Origin of the sequence: Thioalkalivibrio sp. AKL17, from assembly GCF_000377885.1 — a bacterium.
GTDB classification, from domain to species: domain Bacteria; phylum Pseudomonadota; class Gammaproteobacteria; order Ectothiorhodospirales; family Ectothiorhodospiraceae; genus Thioalkalivibrio; species Thioalkalivibrio halophilus.
This window is the reverse complement of the sequence record NZ_KB898769.1, coordinates 51,617-63,832: the sequence shown is the minus strand read 5'-3', so window position 1 is coordinate 63,832 and position 12,216 is coordinate 51,617. Positions and strand designations below refer to the sequence as shown.

Here is a 12,216-nt window from a genome sequence, read left to right as displayed (position 1 = left end):
GGGGCAACATTGATGGAGGCCGCATGACCGCGCTGGACGAGCAGCACCGCATTCTCACCCGACTGATCGAGAGCGGGGCGTTCCCCGATGGCGGTCCGGCCGAACGGATCCGGCGCATCGAAACGCACATCTCCACGGTGATCCTGGCCGGGGACTGGGCGTGGAAATTCAAGAAGCCGCTGGACCTGGGCTTCCTCGACTTTTCCACCCTGCAGGCGCGCCGCCATTTCTGCGAGACGGAGCTCGAGATCAACCGCCGGCTGGCGCCGGAGATCTACCACGAGGTCGTCAGCATCAATGGCGATCCCGAACACCCGGTGATCAACGGGACCGGCGAAATACAGGAATACGCGGTACGCATGCGCCGCTTCGACCGCGACCGCCAGCTCGACCGGCTGCTGGAGCGCGGCGCCCTGCCACCCGAGGCGATGGACGAGCTGGGCCGCTACATCGCCCGCTTCCACGAGAGCGTGGAACGCACCGGCCCGGAATCCGCCCACGGCACCCCCGAGGCCGAGGCCGCGCCGATGCGCGAAAACTTCCCCAGTCTGTTCGAATCCGCCCAGCAGCCCAGTGAACGCGAGCGGCTGCAGCGCCTGCAGACGTGGACCGAAAAGGAGCTGGACCGCCTGCGCCCGCTAATGCAGGCGCGCCATGACGGCGGCCACGTCCGCCACTGCCACGGCGATCTGCATCTGGGCAACATGGTCTACATCAAAGCCGGGGACGAAGCCGGCGGCGAGCGCCCGGTGGCCTTCGATGCGATCGAGTTCGACCCGGAGCTGCGCTGGATCGATGTCATCTCCGAAATCGCCTTCACCACCATGGACCTGCTGGCCCGCGAGCACCCGGCGCATGCCTGGCGGCTGCTGAACGCCTGGCTGGAAGAACGCGAGGATTTCGACGGCCTGGCCCTGCTGCCGCTGTACCAGGTCTATCGGGCGCTGGTGCGGGCCAAGGTCCAGGGCATCCATGCCGCCGAGCCCAGCCTGCCCTCGGACGAGAAGGCCGCCCACCAGGCCGAGATGGGGCGCTACCTCGCGCTGGCCGAACGCCTGACCGAACCGCGGCGGCCCCGCCTGATCCTGATGCACGGCGTGTCCGGGTCGGGCAAGACCGTGATCAGCACCCGCGTCCTTCAGGCCCTGGGCGCGGTGCGCCTGCGCAGCGACGTCGAACGCAAGCGCATGGCCGATGCCGTTTCCTACAGCGAAGAGGCCCGCACGCGGATCTACGACCACCTGCTGGAACGCGCCGGGGAACTGCTGGAGCTGGGGCATACCGTCATCGTCGACGCGACCTTTCTCGAACGTGGGCAGCGGGAGCCGTTCCGCGAGCTTGCCGCGCGCATGGAGGCCGGCTTTGCGGTCGTCGCCTGCCACGCCGACGAAAACCTGCTGCGCGAACGCCTGGAGGCCCGCGCCGCGCAGGGCCGGGATGCGTCGGATGCCGACGTGGAGGTCATGCAGCAGCAGCGCCCGCGCCAGGAATGGCCCGGCGCCGACGAGCATGCCGTGGAAGCGGGCCCCGGACAGCCCCTGGATGTCGAGCTTCTGGCTCAGCGGCTGGAACGCCCGGCGTGACGGCGGTCAGTTCATTTGACGTAAAATAGAGATACCATCGGTTGTCCGCCAGCCACACAGGAGTCACCCCATGTCCGAATTCCGCACCAGGACCCGCCAGGCTGCCCGCCGTGTCACCGCCGGATTGCCCGCGCTGGCCCTGACCGCCGCACTGGCCTTCCCCCTGCCCGCGCTGGCCTATGAGGTCGTCGAGGAGAGCGAGGAGCGCGTGATCTACAGCGTCGAAGGGGACTTCGACCACTACTTCGAGATGGTCGAGTTCGCCATCGAAACCGAGGGGCTGGTGATCAACAACGTCGGCCACATCGCCGACATGCTGGACCGCACCGCGGGCCAGGAATCCGGCGAGGGCATCTACCTGAACGGCCGCTCGGTGGACTTCTGCTCCGCCACCTATTCGCGGGCGACCATGGAGGCCGACCCGCACAACATCACGTTCTGCCCCTATGTCATCGCCATCTACGAGCTGGCCGCGGAGCCGGGCACGATCTACATGAGCTATCAGCGCGTGCCGCAGATCGGCGACGAGGCCTCGCAGGAGTCCCTCGGCGATGTCAACGAACTGGTGGACCGGATCGTCACCGAAGCCCTGATGTTCTGAACCGGCGGATCAGCCCGGCCGGACGGAGGCCAGTGCCGCCACCCGGCCGGGCGCCTGCAGCCAGGCCTCGGCCCGGTCCGCGGGCAGCCCCGGGCTGTACAGGAACCCTTGCCCGATATCACAGCCGTGGGCGTTCAGCCATGCCGCCTGGGCCGCCGTCTCGACGCCCTCGGCGATCACCTCCAGATGCAGATTGCGCGCCATCGCGATGATGGTCGCGGCAATCCAGCGCCCCCGGCCCTCGCGGTCCACCTGATCCACGAAACTGCGGTCAATCTTGAGCACGTCCAGCGGGAAGTCCTGCAGGGCCGCCAGTGACGAATAACCGGTGCCGAAATCATCGATCGCCAGGCGCACGCCCAGCGACTTCAATGCGTTGAGCCGGGAGACCGCCTGATCGCCCTGACTCATGATGGCGGTCTCGGTCACCTCCAGTTCCAGCTGTTCCGCCGGGAACCCCGTCTCCGCCAGGATCTCGCCGACCCGGCGCACGAGTCGGGCACTGCGCAGCTGGACGGGCGAAAGGTTGACCGCCACCACCAGGTCGCTGCGCACCTCGCGCAGCAGGCGAACGCCATGCCGGCAGGCCTCGCGCAGCACCTGTTCGCCCAGCGGGACGATCAGGCCGGTTGCCTCGGCGACCGGAATGAACCGGTCCGGCGTAATGCTTTCGCCCTGCGGGGTCTCCCAGCGCGCCAGACACTCCACGCCCGCGGGTACGCCATCGCTCAGGCGCACCTGCGGCTGGAGATGCACGTGCAGCTCGCCGGTTCCGCTCGCCAGGGCCTCGCGCAGGCGTCCTTCCAGTTCCAGCCGTTCGCTGGCCGCCCGGGTCAGCTCCGCCTCGTAGAAACTCCAGACCTCGCGCCCGTTTTCCTTGGAATGGAACATGGCCGCGTCGGCATGCTGGATCAGTTTGGTCGCGGTGTCGCCGTCCTCGGGGAAGCGGGCAATGCCGATGGAAGCATTGAGATGCACGCTGTGCCCGCTGTCCAGCAGCACCGGGGTATCCAGCGCGGCCTGCAGCTCGCGCGCCACCTCGCTCAGCGATTGGTGGTCGGCGGCCCGCTGACTGACCACCATGAATTCGTCGCCACCCAGCCGGCCGAGGATATCCGGCGGGCGCACCGTGTCGCCCAGGCGCCGGGCGACTTCGACCAGGGCCTCGTCGCCGGCCGGATGCCCCAGGCTGTCGTTCACGTCCTTGAACCGGTCCAGGTCGAGGCTCAGCACGCCCAGCGGGTGGTCCTCCGCGCGCGCCTCGTCCACCGCGCGCGACAGCAGCGCATGCAGCCGCGTTCGGTTAGGCAGGTCGGTCAGCGGGTCATGCTCGGCCAGATAGTTGAGCTCGCTCTCCGAGCGCTTGATTTCGGTCATGTCGGTGATGGTGCCGGCGTAATGGATCGGCTGCCCGCTCTCGTCCACCACCACCGACAGGCTCAGCCATTCGGGGTACACGGTTCCGTCGCGACGGCGATTCCACAGCTCGCCGGCCCAGTAGCCGGTACGCTCCAGCTCCTGCCACATGGCGCGATAGAACTCGGCGTCGTGATACCCCGACTGCAGGATGCGCGGATTCTTCCCCAGCACCTCGGATTCCGCGTATCCGGTGATCTCGGTGAACGCCGGATTGACCGCGATGATGCGCGACGACAGGTCGGTGATGACCACGCCGTCGCGGGTACTGCGGAACACCGCCTCCAGCCGGCGCAGGCCGACCACGGTCTCGCGCCGCGCCAGCGCGGCCCCCAGGCTGCTGGCAAAGATGCGCGCCACGCTCACGTCGGTCGCACTCCAGTTGCGTGCCCGCACCAGCGCATCCACCGCGACGAACCCGCGATATTCGCCCTCCAGGAACACCGGCGCCAGCAGCAGGGACTGCAGTCCCTGCTGCTGCAGCAGTGCCTGTTCCTCCGCGGGGAACTCCGCCCGGGTGCCGGCGACCGCCTCGCCGGCCCGCAGGCGTTCGGTCCAGCGCGCATGCAGGCTGTCGGGTGTCAGATTGCGCAGGGCGGGTGGCCTGACCGGAACGGCCGAATCGCCGCGCAACCAGTAGTAACGATGCGTCTCGCGGTTCTCCCGACCCGGTTCCTCGGCGGCCATGACCACCACCCAGGCGCGATCCCCGGCCAGGGTCTCGCCCAGCCGCCCCAGCAGTGCATTCATGACCCGGTCCGGGGTCTCCGCCTGCAGCAGTGCCAGGGTCATGCGGGCCGAGCTCTCCAGCGCCTGCTCGCGCTGGTCCAGGGCCTGCGCCGCGTGCAGCTTCTGTACCGCCAGACCGGCCAGTTGAGTGAACTCGTCGATCAGACCCTGTTCCTCGTCGCGCGGCTCGCGCGCCTCGTTCAGGTAGGTGGCCAGCGTGCCCAGCACGTGCCCGTCGTCATCAAAGAACGGGAACGACCAGCAGGCCTGCAGCCCCGCGGCCTCCATGGGCGCCTCCAGGCCCTCCCAGTACGGATGGCCCGTCACCTGCGGCACCACCACCGTTTCGCCGCGGAAGGCCGCGGTGCCGCAGGAGCCCACGCCATCACTGGCCGGCACCGGGCTGTGCAGCCACGGCAGCGAACCCGGCAGGGACGGCGCCGCCACGCATTCGAGCATCCCGGTCTCGCGGTCCCGCAGCATGATGGACGCCGACAGCTCCGGCAGCAGCGACTCCAGCTCCTGGATCACGTCCGACAGGAACCCCGGATCACGTGTCCCGGTGGCCAGCCGGTCGAGCACCCGTGCGCGCACGGCCGCCAGTCGCTGGTCGCGCACGCGCCGGGTCACGTCCACCAGGTTGCCGGAAAACCCGGTGGGCTGCCCGTCGGTACCCTTTTCGCAGCGCCCCTCCAGCTCCATCCAGTACAGCCCGCCCCAGCGGGTCACGATGCCGATCGCGGCTTCGTCCGGGAGCGTCGACACGGTCGCCTCGCCGCGCAGCACATCCGCCAGCGCCTCGCGCTCCCCCGCCTCGACGAAGTCCGTCAGCGGATGCCCCAGGGCCTCTTCGACCGAACGTCCGGTCATGCGGGTCCAGGAGGGGTTGAGGAACGTGAGCCGTCCCTGCGCGTCGGTCTGAAAGATGATGTCGCCGGCGCTGTCGATGACCTGGCGATAGCGACGTTCGCTCTCCGCCAGGGCGGCCTGTTCGCGCCGCAGCCGTCCGCGCGCCACCACCTGGTCGACCAGTACCGGCAGCCCCTTGAGATAGCCCCCGCTCTTGAGCACGTAGTCGTCGACCCCCAGGCGCAGGGCTTGTGCGGCCAGTTCCTCGGTCCCCTGCCCGGTCACAAGAATCACGGGGATGTCCAGCCCCCGCTCGCTGCGGATGCGGCGCGCCAGCTCCAGGCCATCCATCCCCGGCAGGCGATAATCCAGCAACAGGATGTCGGGGTACACCGCGTCCGCCGCGACCCCGCCGTCCAGACGCGCCAGGACCTCGTCGGCCGAATCGACCACTTCCAGTTGCAGATGCGGCGCCGCGCGGGCGAATTCTCGCCGCGTCAGGCTGACATCGAAACTGTTGTGCTCGGCGTAGAGCACGCGCACCGTTTCCAGCTCCTCCGGCCGCCGGTGACGACGCCCGAGGGCGTCCCGCACACGCGCCTGCAGGTGCTCCAGGTAGGTCTCGTTCTTCGGCAGATAGTCGTCGGCCCCGACGCGGAAGGCGGTCACCACGGTTTCCTGTTCGCCGTGGCCGGTCATCACGATAATCGCCTCCTCGCGCCCGCCCTCGCGCAGACGCGGGATCAGGTCCATGCCGTTGCCGTCCGGCAGCCGCAGGTCGAGCAGCACGCAATCGAAGCGCGCCTCCTCCAGCGCCGCCCAGGCTTCGGCCATCGACCCCGCCGTGCGGATCTCGACCTCCGCCCCGTCACGGCTCAGCGCCCGACGCTGCAGATCGGCATCCACCGGATTGTCTTCAACGAGCAGAATCTTCATCTCGCGGGGACCTCCCTGAGGTAAACACCGAGGCCGGAGGCTGGTTCAACACGCACCAGTAGAGCTCGATCTGTTCGGCCACATCCATGAACCGGTCGAAATCCACCGGCTTCACGATATAGGAATTCGCGCCGCATTCATAAGCAGTACGGATGTCGGCGTCATCCGCCGACGACGTCAGCATCACCACCGGGATGCGCCCGCAGTCCGGATGCGCGCGCAGTGCCCGCAACACCTCCAGACCGTTGATCCGCGGCAGCCGGATGTCCAGCAGGACCACCGCCGGCACCGGTTCCTCGCCCCGCGCCCAGCGTTCCAGCCCCGCCAGGGCCTCCTCCCCGTCGCGCGCCACCGTCAACGGATTGGCCAGGCGGCGGCGACGGAAGGCATGGCGCAGCAGATCCAGATCCACCGGGCTGTCCTCGACTACGCAGATGGGCGGTGGCGAGCCCGGGTCACTCATTGGGGCGCTCATTGCGGCAGCTCCACACGGAAGGTCGCGCCCTCGCCGGGGCGGCCCTCGGCCTCGATCCGGGCGTCCAGCCGGCGGGCCGCGCGACGCACCAGGGCCAGGCCCACGCCGGTGCCGGGGTAGTCCTCGGCGCGGTTGAGACGCTGGAAGATCTCGAACATGCGCTCCCGGAACGCCTCGTCGAAGCCGATCCCGTTGTCCTCCACCTCCAGACGCACCACCGACGTCCGCCGCTGAGCGGCGACCCGGACCCGGGGTTCGTCGCGACCGGCACTGAACTTGAAAGCGTTCTCCAGCAGGTTGCGCAGGATCAATCCCAGACCGTCGGGATCGGTCTCGACCTCCAGTTCTTCCGGCACGTCGATCGCGGTCGTCGCCGCCGCCGGGTATTCCGGCTCCAGGGCGCGCAGAGTCTCCGCCACCAGGTCACGCAGCCGGATCCGGCGCTGTTCCAGCGGTCGCCGCTCCATGCGCGAGTACGTCAGCAGGTCGCCGATCAGTTCGTTCATCTGCGCCACGCCCTGGCGGATATTGCGCACGAATTCGCGCCCCTCGTCGTCCAGACGCCCGGCATGTTCCGCCTCCAGCAGCTGGCTGTAGCCCTCGATCCCGCGCAGCGGCGCCTTGAGATCATGGGAAACCGCGTAGGAAAAGGATTCGAGCTCCTGGTTGGCGACCTGCAGTTCCGCCGTGCGCCGCTCGACCCGGCGTTCCAGATCGGCGTTGAACGCACGCAACTCCAGCTCGGCCTGGTGCAGTTCGGTGATGTCCAGCACCGTACCCTGCACCCGCCACGCGCCACCGGGGCTTTCACCCGGAAACGACGACGCGCGCTGAATGCCGAACCGCAGCCAGGTCTCCGGCCCGCGCCCCGGGTGTCGGCGTACGTGCAGGTACTGGCTTTGCGGGGAGGTACCGGCGGCCATGCCCCGCAAGGTCGCAGCCAGGCGTGGCCCGTCGGCGGACTCGGTGTCGAGGTCACGCTCCAGCAGCGTGGCCACGTCCGGTTCGGGGCCGTCGGGCGGGCGCCCCAGCAACCGGAAAAGCTGGTCCGACCACCAGAACCCGTTCACCGGATCGTATTCCCAGCTGCCCAGGCCCGCGTCGCGTTCGGCCCGTTCCAGCCGTTCCATCTGCTGCTGACGCTCCAGCTCCAGCCGCCGGCGTTCGGTGACGTCCAGCAGCACCCCGTGGATGCGCGTCACCCGGCCATCCGTGTCCCGGCTGAGCCAGGTCCGGTCCTCCACCCAGACCGTACCCAGCACGGGCAGCACCAGGCGGTAGAGCTGGGTATAGCGATCGGGGCCGTGTGCGAGGTGCATTTGCACCTCCTCGACGATGGACGGCAGATCATCGGGGTGAATCAGGCTGGCGTAATCCGGATCGCCCGCCAGCAGGGCCTCGCGATCCAGCCCCCAGTCCGCGGCATTGGGCGAGACGTAGGTGACCGGCCAGCCGTCACGGGCCTCCCATTCGATCGCCAGCACCGGCGAGTGATCGATGATGCGCGCGGCCCGACCCGCCTCCGCGGCCGCCCGGTCGCGGGCGGCCAGCGCGCGATGGATCAGCACGAACAGCAGCCCGGCGGTCACCACCACATAGGCCCAGCCCTTACCGGTCTGCAGCCGGGACAGCAGTTCCACGTCGTCCACCAGCGCCAGCAGCGCCCGGTCGGAAAACCCGATCCACATCAGGCCGAGCACCAGATAGATCAGGGTGATGCCCAGCGCCGTGATTGCGGCACCGCGGCGGATCCCGGGACTCGCGTCGCGTGTCATGCCCCCTCCTTTCTACGCGGTGCTTCCTTCCCCCAAGAATCCGCCGGACGGCCACAAGACGCAAGATCCGGCCGCGCCGCGGCGCGGAATGTTATTCTCTGACGTTTGCGAACAAGCCGAACGACACGCCATGTTCAAGAACCTGGAAAAAGCCCCGGCCGGCCGCCGCGAGCCGCTCGCCGACGTCCTCGACCGCGTCCGCTTCAACGCCGACGGGCTGGTGCCCGCCATCGCCCAGCAGACCGACAGCGGCGAGGTCCTGATGATGGCCTGGATGAACCGCGAGGCGCTGGAGGAGACCCTGCGCACCGGGCGGGTCTGCTACTGGTCGCGCTCGCGCGGGGCGCTGTGGCGCAAGGGCGAGTCATCCGGCCAGGTCCAGCAGCTGCGGTCGCTGCATCTGGACTGCGACGGCGACACCGTGCTGGCGAAGGTCGATCAGACCGGCCCCGCCTGCCACACCGGGCGGCGCAGCTGTTTCTATCTGCAGGTCGACGGCGATCAGGTTGCCGTGACCAGCGATCCGCAGATCGACCCCGAGACCCTCTACGGCGCCTCCTGAAACCGCGACAAGGAACACCGACCATGGCCGACGCCAGCGCACCGCAGCTCGTCATCCACAACACCCTCGGGGGGCAGCGCGAGCCCTTCGTTCCCGCCGACCCGCAGCGGGTCACGATGTATGTCTGCGGTCCGACCGTGTACAACCGCGTGCACGTGGGCAACGGCCGCCCGGTGGTGGTGTTCGACGTGCTGTTCCGCGTGCTGCGCGCACTCTACGGCCCGGAGCACGTGGTCTACGCCCGCAACATCACCGACGTGGACGACAAGATCAACCAGGCCGCGCGCGAGAACGACGAACCCATCGCCGCGCTGACCGAACGCTTCACCCGGGCCTTCCACGAGGACATCGCGCGGCTCGGCACCCTGGAGCCGACCCTCGAGCCCCGTGCCACCGATCACGTGACCGAGATGATCGCCCTGATCGAGGACCTGCTCGCGCGCGGCCACGCCTACGCGGCGGACGGCCACGTGCTGTTCGACGTGACCTCTTACCCTGCCTACGGCGCCCTGTCCGGGCGCACCCTGGAAGCGATGCAGGCCGGGGCCCGGGTAGAGGTCGCCGACTACAAGCGCCATCCCGGCGACTTCGTGCTGTGGAAGCCCGCCGGCGCGGACGAACCCGGCTGGGACAGCCCCTGGGGCAACGGGCGCCCGGGCTGGCACCTGGAGTGCACCGCGATGATCCGCACCCATCTGGGCCGCAGCATCGACCTCCACGGCGGCGGCCACGATCTGGTGTTTCCGCACCACGAGAACGAGATCGCCCAGGGCTGCGCGGCCGAAGGCTGCGACGAACACGGCGGCCATTACGCGCGTTACTGGATGCACAACGGACACGTGACCATCGAAGGCGAGAAGATGTCCAAGTCGCTGGGCAACTTCCGCCTGCTGCACGACCTGCTGCAGGTCTGGCCCGGCGAGGTCCTGCGCCTGGCGCTGCTGTCGCGCCATTATCGCGCGCCGCTGAACTTCTCCGAGGACACCCTGGAACAGAGCCGCAACGCGCTGGACGGCTTCTACCGTCTGCTGCGCGAGCATGCCGGGGTCGTGGCCACCCCCGCCGATGCGGCGGACACCCCGGTCTTCACCGCATTGCTGGACGATCTCGACACCGCCGGGGCGCTCGCCGCCCTGCACCGCATGGCGGATGCCCTGCAGGCCGCCGACAGCGCGGACGAACGCGCCCGCCGCAAGGGCGAGCTGCTGGCCGCCGGCGAACTCCTGGGTCTGCTGCAGCAGGACCCGGAGGCCTGGTTCCGCGGCGACGTCGCCGATGATGCCGAGCTCGCCGCATGGGTGGAGGAACAAATCGCCGCGCGTGCCGAGGCGCGGCGCGCGCGGGATTTCGCCACCGCCGATGCGATCCGCGACGAGCTGACCGCCAGCGGCATCGAACTGGAGGACACGCCGGATGGCACCCGCTGGCAGCGCGCCTGAGCGGGCTGTCCGCAGCGCCACCCGGGCACGCGCCCGGCTGGCGCTGGCATTGCTGCTCGCGGTGGCGGCCAGCCTGCCGGCGGGTGCTGCCGCCCACCCGCATGCCTGGATCGATCTGCGGGTAACCCTCGACTTCGACAGCGACGGCCGACTGGCCTCCATGCACCAGTTGTGGGTCATCGACCCGACCTACAGCCACATGCTGCTGGAGGAGATGACCCGCGACATGGACGGCGACGCCGGTATCGACTCGGTGCTGAAAAAGGTCGGCCCGCGCATGCTCGACAACCTCGCGGAATACGACCACTTCACCGAACTCGAGGCAGGCGGCGAAACGCTGGACACCCCGCCCGCCGAGTCCCCCGAACTGCGTCTGGAGGACCGGCGCCTGCACCTGGGCTTCGAGATCCCGCTGGACCGGCACGACATCGGCGCCGAAGAGGATTTCACCTACCGCGTCTATGATCCCACCTACTGGATCGAGATCCGCCATGACCCCGGTGACGTGATCCAGGTGAACCGCGGCGACGGCTGCCGGGTCGAACTCGAGGAACCGCGCCCCGATCCACAACTGGTGCGTTATGCCGCCACCCTGGAACGCGAATCCCGCAGCCCGATCGAAGATCTCGGACGCCATTTTGCCGAGATTGCGCGCCTGGAATGTGAATGACATCGGGTTCCTCGCGCCATTGCTACGTTATAAAATAACGAAATGATCCGACACGCCCTCTCTCGCAACCGCCGCCCGGGACGGGCCTCAGCGGTCCTGCTGCTCCTGCTCGGCATCCTGCTGCCCGCGCTCGCGCTGGCCGGCCACCCCCTCGGCGGCGGCCCGGAGTCCGACGCGGATGCCGATGCCACGGAACAGCCACCGCCCGCCGATGCCCCGGACGCTCGCACCGACGCCGGGCTCCCGGGAGGGGATGACGCCGGACCGCTGGAACGGCTGGTCGGCTGGGTCCTGCATACCCAGCGCCAGCTGCACCGCGAACTGACCCGGGGACTGCACGGACTGCGCGACGCGCCCTCGGCGCAGGCGGGCGCCCTGCTGATCCTCGTGAGCTTTCTCTACGGGGTCTTCCACGCCGCCGGACCCGGGCACGGCAAGGCGGTGATCACCACCTACCTGCTGACCCAGCCGCAGAACCTGCGCCGCGGCATCGCCCTGTCGGCGGCGTCATCGCTTGCCCAGGGCGTCACGGCCATACTGCTGGTCGGGCTGCTGGTCGGCCTGCTCGGCTGGCTGACACGCGAGACCCTGGGACAGGTCCGCCACCTGGAGATCGCCAGCTTCGCCCTGGTGGGACTGCTGGGCGTCTGGCTGATGGGGCGCGCCCTGCGGCAGGCCTGGCGGCGCCGTGCGTCCGCCGCGCACGGGCATGACCACGGGCACGACCACGAACATGACTGCGGCTGCGGCACACCCCACCACGTCGACCCCGATCACAAGGGCACCTGGTGGGGCACCGTGCTGGCCGTGGGCATCCGCCCCTGCTCCGGCGCCGTGCTGATCATGGCGGTATCCGCGGCCGTCGGTCTGGTCTGGGCCGGCGTGGCGGCCGTGCTCGCGATGTCCGCGGGTACCGCCATCACGGTCTCCGTGCTGGCCATGCTCGCGGTCTACGCCCGCGACTGGACCCGGCGGCGTTTCACCGGCACCCGCGCCGCGCGCCTGGCCTGGATCGGGCCGGCCTTCGGCCTGACCGGCGGCGCGATCATCGCGGTGCTGGGCTTCAGCCTGGTGCTGGGGGCGGTGGCCGCGGGTCCGGCGATGCATCCGCTCGGCATGTAGGGCTCCCGCCCCGCGCTTGCCCCTGCCCCGCGCCGTCCTCTACTTTGCAGGGCAAGACC

9 protein-coding genes are annotated in these 12,216 nt (G+C 69.3%); 6 read left to right on the top strand and 3 right to left on the bottom strand.

What is annotated here, in order from left to right; all coding sequences use genetic code 11:
• Window positions 1-23 precede the first annotated feature (23 nt).
• A complete protein-coding gene (locus D577_RS0111840; RefSeq protein WP_018947684.1) occupies window positions 24-1,583 on the top strand; it encodes a bifunctional aminoglycoside phosphotransferase/ATP-binding protein in 1,560 nt (519 codons plus the stop codon).
• Between the two features lie 70 nt (window positions 1,584-1,653).
• Entirely contained in the window at window positions 1,654-2,184 is a 531-nt protein-coding gene (locus D577_RS0111835) for a hypothetical protein (protein WP_018947683.1), read from the top strand.
• A gap of 9 nt (window positions 2,185-2,193) precedes the next feature.
• Here D577_RS0111835 and D577_RS0111830 read toward each other — a convergent pair whose 3' ends face one another.
• Genes D577_RS0111830 through D577_RS0111820 form a run of 3 tightly spaced genes read right to left on the bottom strand, consistent with a single transcriptional unit; the run spans window position 2,194 to window position 8,364 of the window.
• On the bottom strand, window positions 2,194-6,114 hold the full coding sequence (locus D577_RS0111830; RefSeq protein WP_018947682.1) for an EAL domain-containing protein: 3,921 nt from the start codon (window positions 6,112-6,114) through the stop codon (window positions 2,194-2,196).
• Complete coding sequence (locus tag D577_RS0111825; protein ID WP_018947681.1) at window positions 6,095-6,577, bottom strand: response regulator; 483 nt, start codon at window positions 6,575-6,577, stop codon at window positions 6,095-6,097. The genes D577_RS0111830 and D577_RS0111825 overlap by 20 nt, the downstream gene beginning before the upstream one ends.
• An 8-nt stretch (window positions 6,578-6,585) precedes the next feature.
• Complete coding sequence (locus D577_RS0111820; protein ID WP_018947680.1) at window positions 6,586-8,364, bottom strand: ATP-binding protein; 1,779 nt, start codon at window positions 8,362-8,364, stop codon at window positions 6,586-6,588.
• A gap of 130 nt (window positions 8,365-8,494) precedes the next feature.
• Between D577_RS0111820 and hisI the strand changes: the two genes are divergently transcribed.
• The 4 genes from hisI to D577_RS0111800 are packed head-to-tail and all read left to right on the top strand — an operon-like array spanning window position 8,495 to window position 12,157.
• Complete coding sequence (hisI, locus tag D577_RS0111815; protein ID WP_018947679.1) at window positions 8,495-8,926, top strand: phosphoribosyl-AMP cyclohydrolase; 432 nt, start codon at window positions 8,495-8,497, stop codon at window positions 8,924-8,926.
• A 23-nt stretch (window positions 8,927-8,949) separates the two neighbouring features.
• The gene (cysS, locus tag D577_RS0111810; RefSeq protein ID WP_018947678.1) at window positions 8,950-10,365 is read left to right on the top strand and encodes a cysteine--tRNA ligase; all 1,416 of its coding nucleotides are present in this window, start codon (window positions 8,950-8,952) and stop codon (window positions 10,363-10,365) included.
• Entirely contained in the window at window positions 10,340-11,035 is a 696-nt protein-coding gene (locus D577_RS0111805; protein WP_018947677.1) for a DUF1007 family protein, read from the top strand. Before cysS ends, D577_RS0111805 begins: the two co-directional genes overlap by 26 nt.
• Before the next feature lie 42 nt (window positions 11,036-11,077).
• Entirely contained in the window at window positions 11,078-12,157 is a 1,080-nt protein-coding gene (locus tag D577_RS0111800; protein ID WP_018947676.1) for a nickel/cobalt transporter, read from the top strand.
• Window positions 12,158-12,216: the final 59 nt, after the last annotated feature.

Excerpts from the sequence above, each read along its gene's own strand:
- D577_RS0111820 (WP_018947680.1), bottom strand. The coding sequence starts at position 8,364 with ATGACACGCGACGCGAGTCCCGGGATCCGCCGCGGTGCCGCAATCACG.
- hisI (WP_018947679.1), top strand. The coding sequence starts at position 8,495 with ATGTTCAAGAACCTGGAAAAAGCCCCGGCCGGCCGCCGCGAGCCGCTC.
- cysS (WP_018947678.1), top strand. The coding sequence starts at position 8,950 with ATGGCCGACGCCAGCGCACCGCAGCTCGTCATCCACAACACCCTCGGG.
- D577_RS0111830 (WP_018947682.1), bottom strand. The coding sequence starts at position 6,114 with ATGAAGATTCTGCTCGTTGAAGACAATCCGGTGGATGCCGATCTGCAG.
- D577_RS0111835 (WP_018947683.1), top strand. The coding sequence starts at position 1,654 with ATGTCCGAATTCCGCACCAGGACCCGCCAGGCTGCCCGCCGTGTCACC.
- D577_RS0111840 (WP_018947684.1), top strand. The coding sequence starts at position 24 with ATGACCGCGCTGGACGAGCAGCACCGCATTCTCACCCGACTGATCGAG.
- D577_RS0111800 (WP_018947676.1), top strand. The coding sequence starts at position 11,078 with ATGATCCGACACGCCCTCTCTCGCAACCGCCGCCCGGGACGGGCCTCA.
- D577_RS0111805 (WP_018947677.1), top strand. The coding sequence starts at position 10,340 with ATGGCACCCGCTGGCAGCGCGCCTGAGCGGGCTGTCCGCAGCGCCACC.
- D577_RS0111825 (WP_018947681.1), bottom strand. The coding sequence starts at position 6,577 with ATGAGTGACCCGGGCTCGCCACCGCCCATCTGCGTAGTCGAGGACAGC.